This window comes from Algoriphagus aquatilis, from assembly GCF_042657405.1.
Lineage (GTDB): Bacteria > Bacteroidota > Bacteroidia > Cytophagales > Cyclobacteriaceae > Algoriphagus > Algoriphagus aquatilis.
Map to the genome: position 1 here is coordinate 22,180 of NZ_JBHSKS010000007.1, position 24,149 is coordinate 46,328.

At 46.2% G+C, this 24,149-nt stretch carries 19 protein-coding genes; 11 read left to right on the top strand and 8 right to left on the bottom strand.

Annotated features, from left to right (window positions below; translation table 11 throughout):
* Window positions 1–83: 83 nt before the first annotated feature.
* From ACFPIK_RS10230 to ACFPIK_RS10240, 3 genes are all read left to right on the top strand, one after another.
* A complete protein-coding gene (locus tag ACFPIK_RS10230) occupies window positions 84–629 on the top strand; it encodes a fasciclin domain-containing protein (RefSeq protein WP_377914882.1) in 546 nt (181 codons plus the stop codon).
* Window positions 630–744: 115 nt separating this feature from the next.
* A complete protein-coding gene (locus ACFPIK_RS10235) occupies window positions 745–1,200 on the top strand; it encodes an RrF2 family transcriptional regulator (RefSeq protein ID WP_377914884.1) in 456 nt (151 codons plus the stop codon).
* A 303-nt stretch (window positions 1,201–1,503) separates the two neighbouring features.
* Entirely contained in the window at window positions 1,504–1,779 is a 276-nt protein-coding gene (locus tag ACFPIK_RS10240) for a hypothetical protein (protein ID WP_377914886.1), read from the top strand.
* Between the two features lie 293 nt (window positions 1,780–2,072).
* On the opposite strand, the gene ACFPIK_RS10245 is transcribed toward ACFPIK_RS10240, so the two are convergent.
* Entirely contained in the window at window positions 2,073–3,764 is a 1,692-nt protein-coding gene (locus ACFPIK_RS10245; protein ID WP_377914887.1) for a sulfatase family protein, read from the bottom strand.
* Window positions 3,765–3,796: 32 nt separating this feature from the next.
* Entirely contained in the window at window positions 3,797–5,485 is a 1,689-nt protein-coding gene (locus ACFPIK_RS10250; protein WP_377914889.1) for a sulfatase family protein, read from the bottom strand.
* Between the two features lie 226 nt (window positions 5,486–5,711).
* On the opposite strand from ACFPIK_RS10250, the gene ACFPIK_RS10255 reads away from it, so the two are divergent.
* On the top strand, window positions 5,712–7,163 hold the full coding sequence (locus ACFPIK_RS10255) for a sulfatase-like hydrolase/transferase (RefSeq protein WP_377914891.1): 1,452 nt from the start codon (window positions 5,712–5,714) through the stop codon (window positions 7,161–7,163).
* An 86-nt stretch (window positions 7,164–7,249) separates the two neighbouring features.
* Here the strand turns inward: ACFPIK_RS10255 and ACFPIK_RS10260 are convergent, their stop codons facing one another.
* On the bottom strand, window positions 7,250–9,676 hold the full coding sequence (locus ACFPIK_RS10260; protein ID WP_377914893.1) for a TonB-dependent receptor domain-containing protein: 2,427 nt from the start codon (window positions 9,674–9,676) through the stop codon (window positions 7,250–7,252).
* Between the two features lie 277 nt (window positions 9,677–9,953).
* On the opposite strand from ACFPIK_RS10260, the gene ACFPIK_RS10265 reads away from it, so the two are divergent.
* Window positions 9,954–11,120, top strand: a complete 1,167-nt coding sequence (locus tag ACFPIK_RS10265; RefSeq protein ID WP_377914895.1) for a sialidase family protein — start codon at window positions 9,954–9,956, stop codon at window positions 11,118–11,120.
* A 31-nt stretch (window positions 11,121–11,151) separates the two neighbouring features.
* Here ACFPIK_RS10265 and ACFPIK_RS10270 read toward each other — a convergent pair whose 3' ends face one another.
* Window positions 11,152–13,284 carry a glycoside hydrolase family 97 protein gene (locus tag ACFPIK_RS10270; RefSeq protein WP_377914897.1) on the bottom strand — a complete coding sequence of 711 codons (2,133 nt, stop codon included), beginning with the start codon at window positions 13,282–13,284 and terminating at the stop codon, window positions 11,152–11,154.
* A 96-nt stretch (window positions 13,285–13,380) separates the two neighbouring features.
* Here ACFPIK_RS10270 and ACFPIK_RS10275 point away from each other — a divergent pair, with 96 nt between their 5' ends.
* The 6 genes from ACFPIK_RS10275 to ACFPIK_RS10300 all read left to right on the top strand — a co-directional run bounded on the left by ACFPIK_RS10275 (window position 13,381) and on the right by ACFPIK_RS10300 (window position 21,344).
* Entirely contained in the window at window positions 13,381–14,712 is a 1,332-nt protein-coding gene (locus tag ACFPIK_RS10275) for a hypothetical protein (RefSeq protein WP_377914898.1), read from the top strand.
* A gap of 56 nt (window positions 14,713–14,768) precedes the next feature.
* Window positions 14,769–16,196, top strand: a complete 1,428-nt coding sequence (locus ACFPIK_RS10280) for a PhoPQ-activated pathogenicity-related family protein (RefSeq protein ID WP_377914900.1) — start codon at window positions 14,769–14,771, stop codon at window positions 16,194–16,196.
* Between the two features lie 407 nt (window positions 16,197–16,603).
* Window positions 16,604–17,785 (top strand): glucuronyl esterase domain-containing protein, encoded by a 1,182-nt coding sequence (locus ACFPIK_RS10285; RefSeq protein WP_377914902.1) that lies wholly within the window; start codon window positions 16,604–16,606, stop codon window positions 17,783–17,785.
* Between the two features lie 104 nt (window positions 17,786–17,889).
* Window positions 17,890–18,894 carry a sialidase family protein gene (locus ACFPIK_RS10290; RefSeq protein WP_377914904.1) on the top strand — a complete coding sequence of 335 codons (1,005 nt, stop codon included), beginning with the start codon at window positions 17,890–17,892 and terminating at the stop codon, window positions 18,892–18,894.
* Between the two features lie 19 nt (window positions 18,895–18,913).
* Window positions 18,914–19,846 carry a dihydrodipicolinate synthase family protein gene (locus tag ACFPIK_RS10295; protein WP_377914906.1) on the top strand — a complete coding sequence of 311 codons (933 nt, stop codon included), beginning with the start codon at window positions 18,914–18,916 and terminating at the stop codon, window positions 19,844–19,846.
* Between the two features lie 34 nt (window positions 19,847–19,880).
* Window positions 19,881–21,344 (top strand): sodium:solute symporter family protein, encoded by a 1,464-nt coding sequence (locus ACFPIK_RS10300; RefSeq protein WP_377914907.1) that lies wholly within the window; start codon window positions 19,881–19,883, stop codon window positions 21,342–21,344.
* A gap of 17 nt (window positions 21,345–21,361) precedes the next feature.
* On the opposite strand, the gene ACFPIK_RS10305 is transcribed toward ACFPIK_RS10300, so the two are convergent.
* Genes ACFPIK_RS10305 through tsaD form a run of 4 tightly spaced genes read right to left on the bottom strand, consistent with a single transcriptional unit; the run spans window position 21,362 to window position 24,125 of the window.
* A complete protein-coding gene (locus tag ACFPIK_RS10305) occupies window positions 21,362–21,874 on the bottom strand; it encodes an HNH endonuclease (RefSeq protein ID WP_377914909.1) in 513 nt (170 codons plus the stop codon).
* A gap of 4 nt (window positions 21,875–21,878) precedes the next feature.
* Window positions 21,879–22,676, bottom strand: a complete 798-nt coding sequence (locus ACFPIK_RS10310; protein ID WP_377914911.1) for a hypothetical protein — start codon at window positions 22,674–22,676, stop codon at window positions 21,879–21,881.
* A complete protein-coding gene (smpB, locus tag ACFPIK_RS10315; protein WP_377914913.1) occupies window positions 22,639–23,109 on the bottom strand; it encodes an SsrA-binding protein in 471 nt (156 codons plus the stop codon). The genes ACFPIK_RS10310 and smpB overlap by 38 nt, the downstream gene beginning before the upstream one ends.
* A gap of 2 nt (window positions 23,110–23,111) precedes the next feature.
* Window positions 23,112–24,125: a tRNA (adenosine(37)-N6)-threonylcarbamoyltransferase complex transferase subunit TsaD gene (gene tsaD, locus ACFPIK_RS10320; RefSeq protein WP_377914915.1), complete on the bottom strand. Its 1,014-nt coding sequence runs from the start codon at window positions 24,123–24,125 to the stop codon at window positions 23,112–23,114.
* Between the last annotated feature and the right edge of the window lie 24 nt (window positions 24,126–24,149).

Sequence of the window (24,149 nt, forward strand, 5' to 3'; positions counted from 1 at the left end):
TTATTTTTCACCTTATTACATTTGATCGTCCTGAAGAGCAAAAACAGGATGCCCAGATATCCAACATCATCAATCCCTACACTATGAAAAAGTTGTTTTATCTCCCCGTTTTCCATCTGATTCTGGCCGTCTGCTCCTGCGGCGGTCAGGCTACAGAAAGCACTACAGAAGAAACTGCCCCGGGACCGGGACAGTCTGCGGTGCAGGATGATATGTCTAACCCCAACGTGGTACAAGTAGCCCTTGGCTCTGCAGACCACAGTACACTGGTGGCTGCTTTGAAAGCAGCAAATTATGTGGACGCTTTGACCAATGTGGGACCATTCACGGTATTTGCTCCTACCAACGCAGCTTTTGATGCCTTGCCTGCTGGTACTGTAGAAAATCTGGTCAAACCCGAAAATCAGCGAAATCTCAGGGACATCCTAGAGTATCATGTGCTATTGGGTGTATATAAGCCTGGTGACTTTGTCAATGAAAGAAATCTCGGAACGGCCGACGGCAGGTCGGTCTCCATTGCCGTATCAGCTGACGGCATAGTCACCATCAATGGCGCTAAAATCATCGCTACAGTACCGGCATCCAATGGTATTATTCATGTGATAGACCAAGTCCTTTTGCCAAAATAATTTTTCGGGTTATACAAGGTTGTTATGGTTTTTCTTTGAAAAGGCCGGTTATATGTAGCATCCGGCTTTTTTGATTTGCCATGAGCAACTTATATTTCGGACAAATTTATCCAACATGTTTTCACAAGCTACCAAATATGCAATCAAGGCTGTCATCTACATTTGGACCCAAAGTTTGGAGGACAGGAAAGTAGGAGCTAAAGAAATTGGAGCAAAAATCGATGCACCTGAAGCCTTCACCGCCAAAATCCTCCAGACTTTGGTGCGGGCAAAAGTGATTGGTTCTTTTAAAGGTCCAACAGGAGGTTTTTTTGTAGACGAAACACATGCCCAGGTGACGTTGAAAGATGTAATCAAAGCGGTGGATGGAGACCATTTATTTTCAGGTTGCAGCCTTGGGCTGCCAAAATGCTCCGAAAAAAATCCATGTCCCCTTCATTTCGAAGTAGTCAAAGTAAGAAAGGAAATGGATCACATGCTTACCTTTAAGAGCATCAAACACCTAGCGGTCGAAGTAATTAAGGGAGAAACTCGCCTTTCGCAGCTTACTTCTCTAGGAATTGACAATTAAATCTTATTTTTTTAATTTATTTAAATCGAAAATTGACCTCTTATCTAAAAATTGAACAGTTTTTAACTCATTTTTCGACTAAAATCCAATTTTTAGAAGCAAAATGTAATTTTTCATAAATAAAATGGCTTAAAAGGATAAAAATACCCAGTAGTGGGTATTTTTGCATGAATCTTATTTAGGATATTTGATCACCCAACAGACCGCATTTCAGAGCCCTCGAAATTTATCGCCCACCCTTTAAATCCGAGTATTTCTGAAGGCAAACCATTACCCCAAAAGTCTCTAAGTGACAGATTACCCATGGACGAGTTCAAACCTAGTTATCACCAAAGTGATGTGAGAGATTTCATCACTGAGACCCGGCTCAAGGTATCCGAGTATTCCTTCAACCAAGTACAGCAAGCCTCCATCGATGCTCGATTGGGAAATTTGCTGACTATGGTGGAAAAAGCGGACGAGTTAGAAAAAAACAGTTTGGCAGAGTACTTTGTATTTCTGCACCAGTTGATCATCGAAAAGTCAAAATGCTTTCTGTTTATCGATGATTTGATCATGAAAAAAACAAGAAAAAATTAAAGGAGAAGAGTTCTGCGAAGTAGGTTAACCTAGGTCCATTTCCCGATTACAAAAAGGAAATGAATCTAGGTTTTTTCATGCCCTTAACTGCTTTAATCCCTTAATTTCAAGACTCACTAGTGTGTGTACAAAGTGCTTCAAAATCAATCGCTTTGCTGAATCTTATCCCCACAAATAGGTTCACCGGAGAATTGTTATTTCTATTTTGTTAAAACCTTGGTTTCTTTCATTTTGAACGCTTGCCCTTGTGCCATAGGGACAAAAATTGACTGAAGGAAATACATCTTCAGGGTTTAATTCTGTTGTTCAATTTTCTTTCTTCTTTCCCGAATATCATCCACCCGCTCTTTACTTACTCCCCAAACCTTCCCTTTGGCTGCATCGTCGAGCAATCTGTCAATGTAGCCTTGGCTAATTTGCGAACTGTCTTTGTATTTCACCCGAAGTGATTCTAATCGGGCGTGAAGGTCTCTTTTCACTGTAGCATAGGCCGGATCATTGTAGACATTTTTAAGCTCCTGGGGATCTTTGATGCGGTCGATCAACTCCCACTGATCTTCCACAAAATAATAATGTATAAGCTTATACTCTTTGGTCACAATGGCATAATGCCGATTAACCATGTGTTCGGCCGGGTATTCATAGTAATGGTAATAGACCGCATCTCTTTTCCATTTTTCAGTATTGCCTGTCAAAAGCGGAATTAAACTCTCCCCTTGCATATCAGCAGGTGCTGCAACCCCAGCAGCCTCCAAAAAAGTCTGCGCAAAATCCAAGTTCTGAACCAAAGCCTCGGAGCGAGTTCCAGGCTGAGTTTTTCCGGGCCAGGCCACCAAAAGCGGGGTCTTGAATGATTCATCGTAGATAAAACGCTTATCGTACCAGCCATGCTCTCCCAGGTAAAATCCTTGGTCAGAGGTATACACGATGATCGTATTTGCCATCAGATTATTCGCCTCGAGATAGTCCAGGAGTCTTCCTACATTTTCATCAACGGCTTGGATCGTACCCAAATAGTCTTGCATGTAGCGCTGATATTTCCAGCGCATCTTGTCTGGGTCGGTCATCGTGGGAAATTTTTTTACAAATTCCTCCTCGATCGGTCCATAGTATTTTCGAAAGGTTGCGGCTTGAGAAGGAGTAAATCGAGCAAATTCGCTTTTATACCTTATCGAATCATACCCACCTACATCGGCAATGCCCAATTTCTTCAGAATAGTAGGACTCAGCTTATTATCTCCCGACCACCCCATGTCTTTGAGGATGTTCATTTCCGCTTCTTTGGCAGGTGAAGTACGGCCAGAATAATCATCAAAAAGAGTCTCCGGCTCCGGAAAAGTACGATTGGTAAACTCCTCCATGTGTCGCTCTGCCATCAGCCAAGGTCGATGCGGAGACTTGTGAAGGTACATCAGCATAAAAGGCTGATCAGCCTTTCGCTCTTTCTGTAGCCAGTCTAAGGTCATATCGGTCACGATATCGGTGACATAGCCTTCTACTTTAATGTTACCCTCATTTTTGGTGATAAACTCAGGGTTATAGTACGATCCCTGGCCCGGCAAAATCTTAAACTGGTCAAAGCCTTTGGGATTGTTACCAAAATGAAGCTTGCCAAACATGGCTGTCTGATATCCTGACTTTTGCAAGAGTTGAGGAAAAGTCACATTGGTTGTATCAAAGGGAAAATGGTTATCAATTTTCCCATTCAAGTGTGAATGCTTTCCTGTCAAAATTGTAGCCCGACTCGGTGCACAGATCGAATTGGTCACCGATGCTTGGGTGAAAAGCATTCCCATTTTGGCGATTCGATCAATATTTGGAGTCTCGATGAGTTTGTTATCGTAAGCCGAAATAGCTTGATAGGCATGGTCATCGGACATGATAAAGATGATATTGGGCCGGTCAGATTTCGGGCTTGGCTGTGTCCAAGCGGTAAAGGAAAAGGCGAAAAGCCCTATGACCGAGAATAAAATTCGATACACCATGGTTTGATTTTTTTAGGAATATAAGAAGTCCTTTAATTAGACTTTTTCCTGTTTTCCAAGATCTGTTTAGTCACCTCTTTATTGGCTCCACCAAACTGCTGATTTTGCTCCAATCGATCCAGATATCGATCAATATAGCTTTGCGAAAGCTCTTTGCTATCCCCATATTTCTCCCTCAAGCCCTCAAGTTTGCGATGCAATTCCGCTTTGATTTCGGCGTAGGCAGGATCATCGTACACGTTTTTAAGTTCCTGAGGATCCTTGATACGATCGATCAGTTCCCATTCGTCTGTGTCAAAATAGTAATTCGTCAGCTTGTATTCTTTGGTCACGATGGCATAGTGTCGCTTCACCATGTGCACGGAGGGGTACTCGTAATAGTGGTAATACACCGCATCCCGAGTCCATTTTTCAGTATTGCCTGTAAGGAGTGGAACCAGACTTTCTCCCTGCATGTCTGCCGGTGCTGGGATGCCGGCTGCCTCCAGAAAGGTCTGGGCAAAATCCAAGTTCTGCACCATTTCATTGGTCTTACTTCCCGCCTTTACCTTGCCCGGCCAAGCCACCAAAAGCGGGGTTTTGAAGCTTTCATCATAGACAAATCGCTTGTCAAACCATCCATGCTCTCCCAGGTAAAATCCCTGATCGGACGTATACACAATGATGGTATTTTCCATCAGGTTATTTTGCTCCAAATAATCGAGAACCCTGCCCACATTTTCATCCACGGCCTGAATTGTCCCCAAGTAATCCTGCATGTAGCGCTGATAGCGCCACTGCATTTTTTCCTTTTCGGTCATGTTCGGAAATGCCTTTTTGAACTCCTCGTTCATCGGACCATAGACGCCATCCCAATTAGCACGCTGAGCTGGATTTAAGCGTCCTACTTCCCGATTAAATGCGCCTTTATCCCAACCGGATGCATCTGGGATCCCTAATTCGTCCATGACTTCAGGGTAAATTTTGGAATCACCCGCCCAGTTCATGTGCTTCAGAAGGTTCATCTCAGCCTCTTTGGCCGCCCGACCGCGACCCGAATAATCGTCAAAAAGCGTGGCAGGCTCAGGAAAAGTCCTTTTTGAAAAATCGGCTATATGTCTTTCTGCCGGAAGCCACTCGCGGTGGGGTGCTTTGTGAAGGTAGAACAGCAAAAAAGGCTGATCCTTCTTCCGCTCATTTTGCAGCCAATCCAAGGTCATGTCCGTGATGATGTCGGTGACATAGCCTTCGACTTTGATATTCCCTTCGTTCTTGGTGATAAAATCAGGATTGTAATAGGCCCCTTGACCCGGTAAAATCTTGAATTGATCAAAACCCTTGGGATTGTTTCCAAAGTGCAGTTTGCCAAACATGGCTGTCTGATAACCGGCTTTTTGGAAAAGCTGAGGAAAAGTCACGTTGGTGGTATCGAATGGAAAATCATTGTCAATTTTCCCATTTAAATGGCTGTGCTTACCTGTCAAAATCGTCGCACGACTGGGCGCACAGATGGAATTGGTCACCGTGGCATTGGTAAACAGCATCCCCATCTTAGCAATCCGGTCGATATTGGGCGTCTCGATCAGGTGATTGCTGTAAGCCGAGATCGCTTGATAGGCATGATCATCGGACATGATGAAAATAATGTTGGGAGGGGAAGTAGTCTTTTCATCTGCAGACTTACAGGAAATCAGAAAGGATAAGACGATCAAAAGTCCAATGCAAAGAGAAGATTTGGTCATAATGGGCCGAATTAATCTTTCAATAAAGGCACCTCTCTAATCAACTCCAAAGAAAAGTTGACAAACGGAATTTTCGATCTTCACCAACTTACCTACCAAAGAAAAAACTGATTCCAAGATTTTTATCGGATAAAAAGAAATTCGACCAGCCTTTTTGACCAATCTACCTACTGAAATGAAGGAAGTTTAGTATGTTAAAATTCTCTTTCCTTCAAAAAGCTCTTACATGAAGAATTACTTCTTGTTTTTATTGGCCCTTTTAGCTTGGTCTTGCCAAGAAAAAGAACCTATCCAGCCCAACATTCTTTTCCTTTTTGCTGATGATCAGCGGGCGGATGCTTTGGGAATTGCTGGAAATACCATCCTCCGCACTCCAACCATCGATCAATTGGCTAACGAGGGAGTTCGATTTACCAACGCCTACGTCATGGGAGGTCATCATGGTGCCATTTGCATGGCTAGTCGTGCGATGCTATTCAGCGGAAGGCAACTTTTCAATGTTTACGACCGACTTCAAGGTCTTGAGACCATGACGATGGATTTTGCCAAAGCGGGATATACCACCTTTGGAACAGGCAAATGGCATAATGAAAAAGAAGCCTTCGAGGCGAGTTTTCAACAAGGGAAAACGGTGTACCTGGGTGGAATGGCCGACCACTACGCCATAGCTGTTCAAGATTACGATTCGTTGGGTAGACTTGGAGAGCCAGAAATAAAGGGCTACTCCACAGAAATTTTTACCCAAAGCGCGATAGACTTTATCAAATCCCAAGAAGGCGCGACCAATCCCTTCTTTTGTTATGTAGCATTTACGGTTCCTCATGACCCGTACTCACCCAAACCAGAATTTATCGGAAAGTATCCTGATGGAAGTATTCCTTTGCCTCCCAACTACCTCCCACTTCATCCATTCCAATTTGACCAGTTGACTGTCCGAGATGAAAACCTCACCGGATGGCCCAGAAAACCGGAGGTGATTCAAATGCTATTGTCGGATTACTATGGGATGATCTCGCATCTCGACTCCCAAATCTCCAAGATCATCACCGCACTTAAAGAGACAGGGCGATTTGAAAATACCATCATAGTCTATGCCGCTGATAATGGGCTGGCGGCAGGAAGTCATGGGCTTCTGGGCAAGCAATCCCTCTACGAACACAGCATCAAAGTCCCCTTGATTATTCAAGGACCGGGGATTCCTAAAGACAAAAGTTTCGATGCCTTTGCCTACATCCATGACATCTACCCCACGTTGGCAGAATTGGCTGGGCTACCCAAGCGTGAAGATTTGGATGGAAAAAGTCTGGTTCCAGTCATCCGAGGAGACCAAAAGCAAATTCGTGAAGTCATGTTTAATGCCTATCGCCATACCGTAAGGTCAGTCAGAAAAGAAAACTGGAAGTTGATTCGATATCCGGAACGAGATTTTACCCAACTTTTTGACTTGTCTAATGACCCGCACGAGATTAAAAACCTTGCCGAGGACATGACCTATTCCAACAAGAAAAAAGAACTGATCGATCTGCTGGGAAAAAGCCAGCTTTCTTTCGGAGACACAGTTTCATACACCGCAAAAAACCTAAAACCGCTCGCCTATAATCCCGATACCTTGGTCAGAAAACCCGATCAGTGGCAGCCTGAGTACGTGCTCAAAAGGTATTTCGATCTCATAAAATAAGGAGCTACAAATTAAAATATCAGCTAATGGCATAAAAAAACCAGTCCCGAAACTCAGGACTGGCTTTGATCTAGTATGACCTAGAATTAAAACTTCAGCGCAAAGGTCATGTAGAACGTACGTCCATCCGCTGGCATGATTCCCGGCCCAGGGTATCCACCCGCTCTTCGGGTGAAGTAGCGCTCATCGGTCAGATTGTTTACTCCTGCCTTCAGAGAGTGCTGTTTCCAGATATTCCAGCTGGCAGAAAGATCCTGTACCCGGTAGGCAGGTATTGCACCTACTGTCGCTGCTGCATTGGCAACTTCCGTGTTGGAAGCATCCGAATAGGCTTTCCCGATATCACTCATCTGCCAAGTCATGGAGAATTTACCCAAGTTGTACGTCGCTCCATAGCGATTGATCTTTCTTGGTGCATTTTCTACTTGGTTACCCTTTAGGTTTCTGGTGGTGATCTGACCATTGCTGACCGAGGTCACCTCAAAGTCGCCGTAAGTGGCATCGATAAAGGCCAAAGAGGTAAATAGATGCACATATCCCACATTGGAACTTCCGAAGAAAGCGGTCACTGGGTCAAATTCGATGTACCCCTCAAATCCTCTGCTCACAGAATTTCCCAAATTGGTGCGGAACTGGTAAATGCTGCCATCAGGTCTTGCCTGAGCGATAGTTCCTATACGATCGGCATAATTGAGGTGGAAGTAGCCCAAGTCAAACTTCAAGTAGGAAGCCAGGCTGCCTCGGTATCCAAAATCAATGTTATGTCCTCTGGAATCGCTGAGATTTTCATCAATCACATCCGTAGTTGCCGGAGGTGTCAAGTCAGAGATCAGCACAGGTCTGTACGCCTGAGAGAAGTTGGCATAAAACTCCGAATTCTTGGTTACGTGGTATTCTGCCCCCACTCCAAAAATCGCGAAAGAACGCGTCCTGCTGATTTGATCCAACAGCTGTGGATTACCATTGACGATGTTGAATTGGCCTTCCATGATGGATCGAATATTTTCCACACGAACTCCACCGGTAACCAAAAATTTATCCGAGAATCGGAACACATTTTCGACAAATGCCGCCAAGTTGATGTTGGAGAAATCCAGGTCTCTTCGGTAATCCCCTGCTGCTACAGAAAAATCCATATCTCTACCTGAAGTACCCACACCCAACTGCTTGCGATCGATGTGCCCATTGAAATAACGAAGTCCGGATACTAGAGTCTGCTCTTTTCCAAATAGCTGATAAGAAGAACTCAATCTGATTTCAGAACCATACGTCGTGTAATAGTCTCTATCTACTTGACGATTGCCCAAGTCATCTTCCACATTGATCGGTCTCATGAAGCCGACACTGTTTCGCTCGGCAAAGGTTCCGAAAGCTTTCCAGCTCAGTTTGGTCTTTGGAGACACCAAGTATTCTGCCGAGAAAGATGGAATAAACCAAGGTGTACTAAACCAGTTTCTGGCACGTGTACTTTGACGCGAGTCTTCTGCAAACTGGGCATCAGTCAAACCTCCAGGTTGTTGACTTTCTGTGGTCATGTAAGTCATTTCCATTCCCAGTTTCAGCCTATTGCTTGCGGCATAGTTGACCTCCATGTGTGCATGATCGGTATTGAAATAGCCGTTTTCTCTCCAGCCATTACCTACTCTTTTTTGGTAATAAGCCGCGTAGTTCCATTTACCTTCGGTACCTCCCACATAATTAAAGGAGCTGAAAAGGCCATTGCTTCCTACGGTATTGATGGTCTCCGCAGTAAATCGGGTGGACTTGTCAGGTCGTCTGATCACAAAGTTCATCAAGCCTCCAAACTGAGAACCATACTGAAGCGAAGAGGCTCCTCTGACAATTTCGATCTGCTCGACCACTTCCATCGGAGGTGTAAAATACGCCTCAGGATAACCCATTGGATCAGGCGTGATGTCGTAGCCATTCATTCGCACATTGAATTCCCAAGAGCGATTTGGGCTCAACCCTCTTGAAGCAACACCTAGCTGGATTCCAGAACCATCATTTTCCCAGATTGTGATTCCCGGCGTCTTCGCAAAAATCTGACGGCTGTTATTCATAGCCAAGTTTGCATTAAGTTCAGAGATTTTGATCACCTCGTTCTTTTTGCCAGCGTTGATCCGAAAATCCTCTACTTCTGCCAAGTGGCTATGACCGGCTATTCCCCTGCTGGCTGACAATCGAAATTCATCCAGCATGTAGGCTTGCTCTTTCATGATGAAATTCAATTCCTTAGATTCCTCAGATTCGATAAAAAACTCCTGCACCAAAGTCTCAAAGCCGACCAGACTGATTTGCAGTTTATATGTTCCTTTTGGGAAATCCTTCAATTCATAGTTCCCCTTTAGATCAGACTGTACGCCTCTCACTGTACCTACCAGCGCCACCGATGCACCTTGAACCGGCAGTTGGTTTTCATCTACAATTTTCCCTTTCAACACATTCTTTTGAGCAAATCCAGGCACTGAAAGCATCAGGAACAAACTCATCAATAGGAAGTACATTCTCATCTTTATCTAGACTTAGTTTAAATAACGATGCAAACTTAAAGCGCAATCTCAAACTACGCAATCTTTATTTAGACTTTTTCTAATTAATTTTTCAAAACCTTTTTTGCTGGCCAAAGTTGGCTTTCGCAATCTCCTCATCGATTGGAACTTGTGCTTTGGGCTATTTTTCTCCATCAAAAAATGAAACAAATGCTGTTTGGTTACAGCCTCCGCTACTGACTTTTCAAATTGGTTTTTATGGTCAATTCGTGTAGTTTCCAAGAAAAATAACCCTATCATGAATCGTCTACTCGGCTTTTTGCTCACTTTCTTGATACCTCTCCTTTGCCAAGCCCAGGAGCGAGCCATGGTTTTTCAAAGAGGAAAAGAAGGGCATGCCATCTACCGGATTCCTGCCATCATTTCCCTTCCCAATGGAGAACTTTTGGCTTTTGCGGAAGGCCGAGTCAACGGGAGTGATGACTATGGAGATGTTAATCTGGTGATGAAGCGGAGTGCAGATCAGGGAAAAACTTGGTCAAGTATCCAGACCTTAGTCGATTACGACACCCTACAGGCGGGGAATCCTGCACCGGTGGTGGACCTTTTTGACCCAAAACATGCTCAGGGAGTGATCTTTCTGTTTTATAACACTGGAAATAATCACGAATACGATATCAGAATGAATAAAGGAGTTCGTGAAATCTGGCAGATTAAGTCCTATGACTTGGGAAAAAGCTGGTCCGCGCCCGAAAACATTACCAGGCAGGTTCACCGACCCAATCATCCTACTTTCAATCCTTCCTACGCTTTCAAAGAAGACTGGCGAAGCTACGCCAATACACCGGGCCATGCTTTCCAGTTTCAAAAAGGACCTTATGCAGGACGGATTTTCGTGGCAGCAAATCACTCTGCGGGACCGCCTCAAGATCAGTTTGCAGAATATCAAGCTCATGGATTTTTTACCGATGACCATGGAAATAGCTTTGGCATTTCCGAGTCCATCCAATTTCCAGGGAGCAATGAATCCATCGCTGCCGAACTCACAAACGGACGAATGATCATGAGCATCCGAAACCAAAAAGGCGACATTCGCCAGCGGATTCTTGCCTACTCTTCGGATGGTGGAAAAACCTGGGACGAGCAATACTTCGATCCTCAACTTCCTGACCCTGTAAACCAAGCTTCAATTTTGGATTTAGGAGAAAAGGATGGGAAAACCATTCTGGCACACTCAAATGCTGCTGATGAACAGCATCGAAATAATTTAACGATCAAACTTAGCTTTGACGAAGGCAAGACTTGGTCAAAATCCATCTTAATAGACCGCACCGACGACCCCAAAAAACAAGCTTGGACAGCCTATTCTGATTTGGTCAAGCTCAGTGACTCCTCGATAGGCATCCTCTACGAGCGGGATAATTATCAGGAGATTGTTTTCCAAGTTGTGGACTGGAAGAAATAAAAAAGGCGACATCGCTGCCGCCTTCTCACATTTACTTCAATTTCTTCAATCCTTTTAATTCCTCTTTGCTTGCTTCCCGGATTCGGATGGCATAACCTCCTCCGGGTGCGGAAAACTGCTTCAACACAGATTTGGCATCGACTACTACTTTTCGGATTTCGTAGGCTTGAGGATTGGTTTTGAAGTGGGCATCAGCTTTGTCCGCATAGATCTCGGCGATGTACATTTTCCCTGAATCGAGGAAATCTAACGTTACCTGACCGGTTCTTCCCTCCATGCCATTGACATTTCCCACAAACCACTCTCCCGTACCTTTTGCCTTTCTGGCAATGGTCAAAAAGTAGCCGGGCTCAGCTTCTAGGTACAGACTCTTTTCCCAGTCCAAGGCCACATCCTTGATAAACTGAAAAGCATCCGGGAAGCGGTCATAGTTTTCCGGAAAATCCGCAGCCATCTGGAGTGGTGAATACATCGTGACATAGAGCGCCAACTGATTAGCCAAGGTGCTGTTGACATGGCTGCCATTGTGTACATCCATCTCAAAAACACCGGGCGTATAATCCATCGGTCCACCGATCTGTCGGGTGAAGGGCAGGATGGTCACGTGATTGGCCTTGGAACCTCCAAACGCTTGGTATTCGGTACCTCTTGCTGATTCATTCGCGATCAGGTTTGGCCAAGTACGGCCCACACCTGTCGGACGCACCGCCTCATGGGCATTGACCATGAGTTGGTATTCAGCTGCTTTTTCGATGGCGTATTGGTAGTGATTGGCCAACCATTGGCTGTAGTGGTATTCGCCTCTTGGAAGCATGTCACCGACGTAACCGCTTTTCACTGCGGGATAACCGTAGTCTTTCATGAGCTGATAGGCTTTGTCTAGGTGTCGCTCGTAGTTGCGGGCAGAAGAAGAGGTTTCGTGGTGCATGATCATCTGTACTCCCTTTTCTTTTGCGTAAGCAGAAATACCCTTCAGGTCAAAGTCCGGGTACGGCGTCAAAAAGTCAAAGACATAGTCCTTGGAGTTGCCAAACCAGTCTTCCCAGCCCACATTCCAGCCTTCGACCAATACTCCGTCAAAGCCATGTTTGGCCGCAAAGTCAATGTATTTTTTCACGTTTTCGGTAGTGGCACCGTGTGTACCATTGGGTTTAGCTTTGGTGTAATCTGTCTCGCCGAGCTTGATGGCTTTGTAATCATTGGTGTAGGACCAAGAGCTTTTTCCGGTGATCATTTCCCACCAAACACCCACGTATTTCATGGGCTTGATCCAGGAAGGATCTTTGATTTTGGAGGGCTCGTTGAGGTTGTAGGTGATTCGGGAAGCCAAAATTTCACCGGCATTTTTACCTGCAATGATGGTTCTCCAAGGAGTCTGGGCAGGTGTATAGAGATATCCTTTGTCTCCGATCGCATCCGGAGTCAGATGTGAGGTGAAGACCATTTTCTCATCATCCAGCTCCAAGTGCATGGCAGGATAATCAATCAAAGCCGCTTCGTGCAAATTGATGTAAAGCCCATCGGCTGACTTCATCATCAGGGAAGTCTGCACCCCTGTATCCGAAAAAGGTGTCTGAGACGCGTTGGGAGTAATGGCTGACTTCATCAAGCTACGGATTTCGCTGAGTTTGGATTCGGTAAAATCGTACTCTTGGGTATCGTAATCCCCGGGAATCCAAAAAGCAGTATGGTCTCCGGTCAAGGCAAACTGCGTCTTTTCCTCCTTCACGACGAAATAGCCCATCTTTTCCTGCAGCGGAAACTCATAGCGAAAACCCAAGCCTTCGTCAAAAGCCCGAAAACGGATGATCATTTTTCTGCCCGTTTTCACTTGGGTCAATTCGACCATCAGCTCGTTGTAGTGGTTACGGATTTGACTCTCCTCACCCCATACCGGCTTCCAAGTCTCGTCGAAAGAGGACGTTTCTGTCTTGGTTACTTGAAACCCATCCAGCAGATCGATGTCGTCATTTTTCAGATCAAAGCCCAAGGAACTTGGTAGGATGATTGGCGAGCCATCCAAATTAATACGGTATTGCGGCTGGCCTTTGTCGGAAAGGCTAAATTCCATGGAAAGTCGCTTGGCAGGCGACTCCAAGACTTGTGCCCCGACTTTTCCCAACCCGAGGAAAAATAGGAGAATTAACAAATTGATTTTATTCATACTAAGAGGTATTGGACTTGAAAAGAAAGCTTTCCAAACCCGGATGGTGAACGATAAATAATTACTTAGATTTATTCGGTTTCAAATCTAGGACGTATGATGACCCTAAAAAACTATTTCTCAAGATTCTCGGCACTATCAATAACACTTTGCTTGGCTTCTTCATCCTGCCAGTCGCCTTCCTCCACAGAGGAAGTGGCAACGGTTGATTTTAAAACTCCAAATTTCAGACTTGTACCTACCGACACATTTCATTTCAACAACTTTGTGGACTGCAACATGGCGGAAGCCTGGGTGGGTGACACCCTGCGGATTTTCCCGGGGAAATATGGAGAAGATCCCGTTTGGGGCTATGCCACCGACTTGAAATTTGCTTCAGGAGCCAATGCAGATGAGATTTTTAGCACTCCTTCAGAAAAGTATATCGCACCAAGGATGCCCAAAAACGCCCCGGTGGGCCAACCCGGCCTTCATGGTGCAGTCTGGTTTGAGACCGTATATCAAGACTCAAGAGATACCTCTGGTCGAACCCTCTATGCGATCTACCACAATGAAAATTATCCTGAAACCCTCCCATTTAATCCGCAAACGGAAGAGGGCTATATCGATCAAAACTGGCCTTTGGGACTGACAGAACGGATCACTCCCGCAGCAGTGCCTCGAATCGGTGTGATGAAATCCATCGACGGAGGTTGGAATTGGGAGAACAAGGGACTTTTTCTCGAAGACAAACAGCCCAGGATGATCCTCAAGCCGCATAACATCTCCAAGACCTTTGCCGGTGGAGTCGGTGACCCAAGCGCCGTGGCTGTGGATGATTACTTGTACCTGTTTTATGGAGAATACGGCTATCCTGGGGAATACAATCCCGAAACCTACTCTACTGAAACCGAAGCCTCCGGCCAATGCATCAGCGTAGCTCGGATCAAAATCAGTGACCTCGAAGATCCTCAAGGCAAGGCCAAACGATGGGATGGCAAAGGGTTCAATGCCGATTGGGATGGAATCGGGTCTCCGATCTCTTCACTTCAGATCTCCAAAGAAAATGGCGGAGGACCAGCTTCCTCTCCTCAGGGAGGATTTCACTGGGGGCCATCCGTGAGCTGGAATACCTACCTCGAATGCTGGGTGATGTTGATGGGCCATGTCGAAGGACAGTCTTGGGTAGGGGACAAAATTTACATTTCATTCAATCCCCATCGTGACTTGGGCGAAGGTGCCAATTCCCAAGCTTGGACCGCACCCAAACTTCTGGTTCAAAAACCCGGTCACGTCATTTGGTATCCCTCCCTTCAGCCGCTAAACACTCCAGAAGATATTGCTGCCAAAAACACTAGCCTCAAATTGGGCAAAAAAGCCAGGTTGTTTTTCAAATATTCTGACCTGGGTAAATACATGTCGGAATACATCGTCGAGTTTGAAAAATAAATCTTTGCCTGAATCCACCATTCGTCCCTTTCTATCAACCCAAACTAATCTCCTTTATGAAAAAACAAGCATTTTGGAATTCCCATCTGGGCATTCTAGTAGCCTTAGGGCTTCTTTTTACTTTTTCCTGTAAAACATTTACTGATCAAGCGCCGGTAGAAACAAGGTCTGCCACCATTTTAAAAGACTACGTTCACGCTCCGGACAGCACTTTTCGCTACGAAATCGTCCACTCCGTCCCCGGAGAGCAGTATGATTACCATGTGTTGAAAATGTATTCCCAGCACTGGCTGAGCCCCGATATCGTGGACAAAACCGAATGGTGGCACTGGATCTCAATGGTCGTACCAAAGAATACCCCGTTTGAAACAGGAATGCTCTGGATCAGCGGAGGCAATACCAATTCCAACCTACCTGAAAGCCCCAATGACTTGATCCTTGCGGCTGCCACTCGTACCAATTCCATCGTGGCTCAAATCCACAATGTGCCTTTTCAGCCCATCACTTTTGCCAATGACACCTTTGGTGAGCGCTACGAGGATGAGATCATTTCTTACGGCTGGAGAAAATTTCTCGAAGGAGGTGCCAAAGATGAAGATGCGATCTGGCTAGCAAGACTCCCCATGACCAAAGCGGCCAAACTCGCCATGGATGCCGTGACCGATGTGGTCAAAAAGCAATACAGCAAGGATTTGAAAACCTACGTGGTGGGTGGTGCCTCCAAAAGAGGCTGGACTACTTGGACGACTGCAGCCGCGGATGACCGGGTAATCGCAGTCGTGCCTGTCGTCATTGACCTGCTCAATCTGGTTCCATCCTTTCAGCATCATTGGAGAAATTACGGTTTCTGGGCTCCTGCCGTGGGTGACTATGTCCGCGAGGGTGTCATGGACTGGGTAGGCACACCCGAATTTGACCGAATGATGGAGATCACGGAGCCTTATTCTTTCCGCAAGGACTACGACATGCCCAAGCTGATTATCAATGCGGCGGGTGACGAGTTTTTCCAACCGGACAGCTGGAAATTTTACTGGGACAGTTTACCCGGAGAAAAACACGTGATGTATGTTCCCAACTCGGGACACGATGTGGGAGACTCCGATGCCCTTCCCAATCTGATTTCATTCTACAAATCCATTCTCGATCAAGCGAAAAGACCGAGCTATGGCTGGAAAGTGGAAGGCGATCAAATCAAAGTCACCTTCGACCCTGCCAATAAACCTGCAGCGATCAAACTCTGGTCTGCCTACAATCCCTTGGCTAGGGATTTCCGAATTGATGTATTCGGTCCCAATTGGGCTTCAGAGGAAATTCCTGTGCCTGACTCAGGTGAGTTAATAGTAGATATGACGACTCCTGAAACAGGTTATCGGGGCTACTTTGTGGAATTGACCTATGGCGGAGATCATCCGTTGAAGGTAACCTCAGGCATCGATGTACTCCCGAGGACTTATCCTTTTGAGCCCTTTGTATCCAAAAAATAAGCGAAATAACTTCTTCAGGAGGCAATTTTAATGCCTCCTGAATCCTTTTCTCTCCAGGTAAAATCCTATCTTCCTACTGGCGACAAGTAAACAAGTTCCAACCATTTGGTTTTCAATTTCCTCATTCAAAACCATTTAGATCATTAAGAGAATTAAGAATTGTAGTTAGCCACATTTTTGAGAAAATGTCATCTTTCGAAAAAGCAACTCCTCTAAATCCCCTTAATTTCTCAATGGTTCAAATCGAATTCACTTTTGATTTCATTTAACCATCATTGATTTTCAATGGTCAAATAAAATCTCGCATGGATTAAAATCAACCCAATTTATGGCGCTTGTCTCATACTCGATTTCATTTGAAAGTTTAGAACTACCTATAGGCGATTCCACATCTCCAATGTCCTCTCATGAAAACTATCTTGAACTTATTCGTAGCACTCTTCATTCCCCTGATCGCCATGTCTCAAACGCAACCCAACTACGACGAAAGCAAGGTTCCTGCGCTCCACTTGCCTGATCCTTTTGTAAGTGAAAAAGGAAAGCAAATACGCTCAGTGGAAGATTGGGAAAAGGTGAGAAGACCGGAAATCTTCAGACTGTTTGAGTCAGAAGTATATGGTCAGTTGCCCAAAGACTTTGATGCGATCTCTTTTGAAGTGGTCAAGGAAAATGCAAATCCCTTCCCAGAAGCAGCAGACCTGGAGGAAGTAAATATTACCGTAAGCAGAAACGGAAAAAGCCACACCCTGCGGATCAATTTTTTCCTTCCCAAATTCCAAAAAGGTCCTTTTCCTGTCATTCTGCTAATCAATTACCTCCCAACTTATCCCGATGGGAAACTGGTGGACGAGGCCTTTTGGCCGGTGCGGGAACTGATCCAAAGAGGCTTTGCCACGGCATCTTTCCATGCGGAAACCGTCGCTCCCGACGATGCCAAGACCTTCCAAAACGGAATCATTTCCACGCTCTATCCCGAGCAAATCGAAAAAAAAGATGGTCTGAAAGCCTTCGGCGCTTGGGGTTGGGCAGCGATGCGAGCCATGGATTATTTTGAACAGCATCCGAGGATTGATGCTAAAAGATCTGTGCTCGTCGGACACTCTCGAACAGGAAAAACTGCCCTTTGGACCTCAGCCAATGATCCCCGATGGGCCATCACCTACGCCAACGAATCCGGCTGCGGCGGGGCGGCACTCTCCAAACGGAAATATGGAGAGACCGTGGAAGCGATCAATAACCGATTTCCTCACTGGTTTGCCGATAACTTCCGCAAGTACAATGGCAAGGAAGAAACCCTTCCGCTCGACCAACATCTCTTGCCTGGATTGATTGCTCCAAGAGCGGTCTATTATTCCTCAGCCCGTGGCGACCAATGGGCCGATCCGAAAGGAGAATATTTGGGAATCCAGCTGGGAAGCCGTATAGCAGCAGAGATTTATGGAAAAAAGGCTGTATTCGAAAAATCATTCGAAGAACTGAACGGGCCTGTTCATCATGAGTCCGTTGGCTACCATATCCGGGAAGGCAAACATGACTTGACTTGGGAAGATTGGAGGATCTTTTTGGAGTTTGTGAGCAACAATCTTTGAACACCGACCAAAGGCATACAGGTCACTGCCGGACAGTTTATTTCAAAACTCCGGCTTTTTTAATACTTTAATACGAGTTATCCATTTAGCGAACCGCTCAACCCATGCATTATTTACTCATTTTATTCTTCCTCACTTCCTTTGGGAGTGAGGAATTTTCTTCTGATAGACCAGAAGTAAAAGTCCTTAAATCCGGATTCATCTACGAGTCCGCACCTTTTCCCACTTGCCATGCCTCTACCTTGGTGGAAACACCCGAAGGAATCCTTGCCGCTTGGTTTGGAGGAACTTACGAGCGCCACCCCGACGTAAGCATTTACACTTCGCTCCTCCAAAAAGGTGCCTGGTCCACTCCCAAACTGGTCGCTGACGGCATCGAAAATGAAGTCTTCCGCAACCCCACTTGGAATCCAGTCCTTCACCGCAAAGCAGACGGCAAGCTTATCCTTTTCTACAAGGAGGGCCCCAACCCAAGAGAATGGTGGGGACTCTATAAAGTCTCGGAGGACAATGGGAAAACTTGGTCAAAAGAAGTTCAAATCCCACCAGGTTTCCTTGGTCCGGTGAAAAATAAAGCAGAAGTTCTTCCCGACGGTAGACTGCTTCATCCGAGCAGCTTTGAGGTCAACAACGTGTGGAATTCCCATGTGGAAATCACCGATCCGGATTTGAAAACCTGGGAAAAAGTAGCGATCGAAGGGCCTTTTGGAGCCATACAGCCTACAGCACTTTTCCATCCAGGTGGAAAAATTCAATTACTCTTCCGTACCCAGCAGGGAGAAATCGCTACTTCTTGGTCTTCTGATAATGGTAAATCCTGGAGCACCATGACCGGAACTGGTCTCGTGCACAATAACTCAGGCATCGATGCAGTCACCCTGAAAAACGGCTATCACCTCCTGCTATGCAATCCCCTCAAAAAAGGTCGAACCAAACTCAGCCTTATGGGTTCCGCAGACGGAATCACCTGGGAAGAGCTTTTGGTATTGGAAAACACTGCCGAGGGAGAGTATAGCTATCCTGCCATCATCCAAGCCCAAGACGGGACAGTCCACCTGTCCTACACCCATTATCGCACCAAGGTGAAGTACTTCCACCTCAGCCTTTAATCACAGCCCAAGCCAGCCTATGAAACCTAGCCAAACTTTTCACGGAATCATCCCGCCGATGATTACGCCGCTCAATCCGGATTATTCCCTGGATGTAGACCATACCATCGCCATGGTGAATCACCTGCTGGAAGGTGGTGTCCATGGCATTTTTATTTTGGGAACCACCGGAGAGTCCACGAGTTTGAGTTCGGATGTCAAAAGTGACCTCATCAGACAAGTTTGTCGCCAAGTCAATGGCCGAGTACCGGTTTTGGTGGGGATTACCGATTGCTCATTTGTGGAAAGTTTGGACTTGGCAGCTATCGCCGCAGAGTCCGGCGCGGCAGCTTTGGTAGCAGCGCCGCCCTTTTACATGAACATAGGACAGGAGGAGTTGGCCGTTTACTATCGCAAATTGGCAGATGCAGTTCCTCTTCCGCTGTTTTTGTACAACATGCCCTCGCACACAAAGATCTTTATCGATACTGCAACGGTAAAGTCACTTTCCTCCCACCCCAACATCATTGGCATCAAGGACAGCAGTGGAGACCTGGACAATTTCCAATCACTTTGCCAGGCATTCAAAGCTCATCCTGAGTTTAAACTATTCGTCGGACCAGAGGAAATACTTTCCCAAACCCTCGAAATGGGCGGTCATGGTGGCGTAACAGGAGGTGCAAATCTTTTTCCGGAACTTTATGTACAGGCATATGATGCCTTTCGTTCAGGGGAAAAAAGCAGGCTCAAAGAACTGCAAGAGACCATTCTTTTCCTGAGCAAAAACATCTATCAAAATCAGGCTTATAAATCCTGCTACCTCAAGGGGCTCAAAGCCGCGATGTCTTTCGAAGGATTGTGCAGGGGAATCTTAGCCCCACCACTTTTTGCCTACAGCGAAGAGGAAAAGAAAACCCTTCATGAAAAGTACCTCCTTGTAAAAGAAAAAGTAATGGAAACCGTCGCCCACTGATTTTCTCCAAAAAACTACAATTACCCAACCGAACATGCCAATTTTCGATTTAGCCATCTTCTTGGTGTATATGCTCGCGATTGTGGGATTTGGGATTTCTTTCTCCTTCAAAAAGCGTAGTGCTTCCGATTTCACCACAGGAGGAGGGAGACTGCCGGCATGGGCGATTGGCATGTCTATCTTTGCCACCTTTGTGAGCAGCATCAGCTTTTTGGCGCTACCCGGAAATGCCTATGGAGGCAATTGGAATGGATTTGTGTTCAGCCTTTCGATTCCTTTGGCGGCTTGGGTGGCTGTTCGGTTTTTTGTCCCACTTTATCGCAAACTCCAAAGCGAATCGGCTTATTTCTACTTCGAGCAACGATTTGGTGCTTGGGCCAGGATCTATGCCTCACTATGCTACCTGCTTACCCAACTGGCGCGAATGGGAGCCATCATGTACCTCTTGGCCCTGCCGATGAATGCCTTGTTGGGCTGGAGTATTCCCTTGATCATTGTCATCACTGGAATTAGCGTGGTGGTCTATTCCATGTTTGGAGGCATCGAAGCGGTAGTCTGGACCGACGCGGTGCAGGGAATCATCCTGATCGGTGGAGCATTGGCTTGCTTAGGAGTGATCTTTTTCAGTATTCCGGGAGGCCCAGTCGAGGTATTCCGTATCGCTCAGGAGTCGGATAAATTCAGCCTTGGGAGCTTCCATCTGGACTTTACCACGTCCACTTTTTGGATGGTGTTGATTTACGGTCTGTTTATCAACATGCAGAATTTCGGCATTGACCAAAGCTATGTTCAGCGCTACCTGACTGCACGCACCGAGGCAGAAGCCAAAAAATCCACCTGGCTGGGAAGCTTGCTTTATTTACCCGTTTCCTTTGTTTTTTTCTTTATCGGCACGGCCCTTTTTGCCTATTACCAAGCTCAGCCTACCCTGCTACCCGATGGCATCGCACCTGACAAAGTCTTTCCTCATTTCATTGTCAACCAATTGCCGGCAGGAGTGACAGGCCTACTGATCGCTTCCATCTTTGCAGCAGGCATGAGTACGGTCTCCACCAGTATCAACAGTTCGGCAACAGTGATTCTTTCCGATCATTTCAAAAAGTATATCCATCCCAATTCTTCCGAAAAACTTTCCCTTCGCGTACTTCGGCTTTCTTCCCTAGGGATGGGCTTGGCCAGTATTCTGGTAGGCTTGGCCTTCAATGGGGTGACCAGTGCCTTGGATGCCTGGTGGGCACTCTCTTCGATCTTCAGCGGTGGGATATTGGGACTTTTCCTCTTGGGTTTGCTGTCCAAAGCCCAAAAACCTCAAGCAGTACTTGGAGTCATCTTGGGTGTTTTAGTCATCGCTTGGATGAGTCTATCTGTCATCTTGGCCAAAAACGGCATGGATCCTTCCCTCGCCAATCCGCTACATACCAACATGACGATTGTGATGGGTACGGCGGTGGTGTTTTTAGTGGGGTTTGGGTTGGCTTTAATTTGGAAAAAGGATTGATCTAAAAACTCAGATTATTATCCGCTAACCACCCTACTCTCCAAAAAAGGAAGCCATTCTTCCGCTTGTCGCTCGGCATATTCGGAGAGGAAATAGGAAAGGGAGGGTTTGAATGGCTCAGTGCGGAGAACCATGCCGGCTTGCTCGGGAGTTTTGTCTCCTTTGCTCACATTGCAGCGGTTGCAGGCAGTGACAAGATTAGTCCAAGTGGTTTTGCCACCTTTGGAGCGAGGCACCACGTGGTCAATGGTCAGGTGACGTTTGCTGCCGCAGTATTGGCACTCTCCTTTGTCTCTCCGGAAAAGGTTGGCACGATTGAGCAAAACGCCTTTGAAGGGAATGTTTTTGTAATGGGCTAGGCGGATGACAGCTGGGTATTGAAAGCTGCGGGAAACAGTACGGATCTCCAGTGTTTCATAGGTGGAGAGCACATTGGCTTTTTCCAAAAGAACCAGGACGATAGCCTTCTGGACCGGCACCACAGCGACCGGCGAATGATCCAAGTTTAACACCAACACCCTTTTTTCCATACTCCTAACTGATGATCGATCGCGAATCCAAAACGACCTGTTCGCTGGAATTGTTTCTCAAAAAATCTTCCCACTCATCTACGTCAGAAATCTTCATCCGGTGGTCCATCCAGAGAATCTGCTCTGCGCCAAGGTAAAGTCCGTAGTGTGTTTTCTGCCTTTCCAGATCTCTGAAAACAAACAAATCACCCGGCTCCACTTCTTCGGGAGTGACGCTTTTCCCGGGAACCTTTCCCGAAATCCATGAATATCCTCCAATCAAAAAAATCAGTGGAAATGCATGCGCCTCATCCAAACCAAAGATGCTGCGACCGCCAGCCTGAAAAGGAGCATGGAGGTAGCGGAGGGCGATTTCTGCGATTTCCTCTCTTGAAGCTTTGGAAGCATGCGGTCGAAAAGTCCCCGTAAAACCGATATGATCCTGCCAATTGAAAAGTTCGAGTTCGGAAAAATGGAGTCGACTTCCGGGAAGTAGGTAAAGGCTGGCACCGAGGTATTCGATGGCAGCAATTGGGCTCGTGACACTCTGAAAGTCCTGATTGAGAAATTTCTGGTATTCATCGCCCGTGATTTCCTTGATCAGTTTGGCCCAAACCCAGCCACCGATCCCGGTATCTTCATGATAAACCCTGAACCACTGCCGATCAGAAGTGAGCCCGTTGATCTGATAGCATTCGCCAAAAAGGAGTTGGGTGACTAGGGCAGAATCAAAAGTGGGATGATGGTAGACAGGCAGCATAGTCTGCCTGCAAATCCCGTAAGCATCAATCAAAGGCCATTCGCTGGAGCTCCCTTTTTGCATCTTTTTCCTTTAGGTCCTGTCGTTTATCGTGGATTTTCTTTCCTCGAGCCAGGGCAATTTCCATTTTGGCTTTGCCTCGGTCATTGATAAATATACGAACCGGAATGATTGCAAGACCCTTTTCCTGGGACTTAGTTTGGAGCTTTTCCAACTCTTTCTTGTTGAGCAGCAACTTTCTGTCACTCACCGCCTCATGGTTATAGCTAGCCGCCATGCTGTAAGGAGAGATGTGCATCTGACGGATAAAAAGTTCGCCTTCATAAAATACGCAATACGCCTCTGTCAAGGACACTTTCGCCTCCCGGATCGACTTGATCTCGGTACCCTTGAGCATCAGACCAGCCACATAGGTGTCGATGAATTCAAACTCGAAGCTTGCCTTCTTATTTTTGATGTTGACGACCTTTTCGAAACGGTTGGACTTGGTGGACATATTCAGAGTTTCATTTTGGCCAAGGGAGTTACGTCCATTCCGACGAATTCTCCTTTGAGGTACTTGTAGTGGGCAGCCATGGCAATCATGGCGGCATTGTCAGTGCAGTATTCGAATTTAGGGATGTAGAGGTTCCAGCCTTTTCGGCGGGAAAGCTCCGTCAGGGCTGCTCTCAATCCCGAGTTGGCAGAGACGCCTCCTGCGATGGCAATTTCCTTGACTCCATATTGCTTTACAGCCTCCTTGAGCTTGATAAGGAGCATCTCTATCAAGGTATATTGGATACTGGCGCAAAGGTCAGGTAAATTTTGCTCGATAAAATTCGGATTTTCCTGAAGCCGGTCACGGAGGTAATACAGCACGGCAGTTTTGATCCCTGAGAATGAATAATTCAGGCCCGGCATTCGAGTTATCGGAAATGTGAAAGCTTTGGGATTACCCTCTTTGGCGTATTTATCAACCAAAGGCCCACCGGGATACGGTAAACCGAGCAATTTGGCGGTTTTGTCAAAAGCCTCTCCTACGGCATCATCCTGTGTCTCACCGATGACTTCCATATCCAAGTGATCCTTCACCAAAACGAGTTGTGTATGCCCCCCACTGACTGTGAGACAAATGAATGGGAAGCTAGGCTTAGGATCTTCGATAAAATGTGCCAACACATGGGCTTGCATGTGGTTGATGTCAATCAGCGGGATATTCAATGCTCTGGCAAATGCCTTGGCAAAACTCACACCGACCAGCAGGGACCCCATCAAACCCGGTCCCCGGGTAAAGGCAACCGCAGAAAGCTGCTCTTTGGAGATTCCGGAAGTAGAAATCGCTTCTTGGATGACAGGGATCAAGTTTTCCTGATGGGCACGAGAGGCCAACTCGGGTACCACCCCCCCATATTTTTCATGAACCGATTGTGTGGCCACAATATTATTGAGTACTTTGCCATTTACTATAATGGAGGCAGAAGTCTCGTCACACGAGGACTCAATTGCTAGTATAGAAATATCGTTGGTACCCATTGGAAAAGAAGCCGAAAGTTAGGG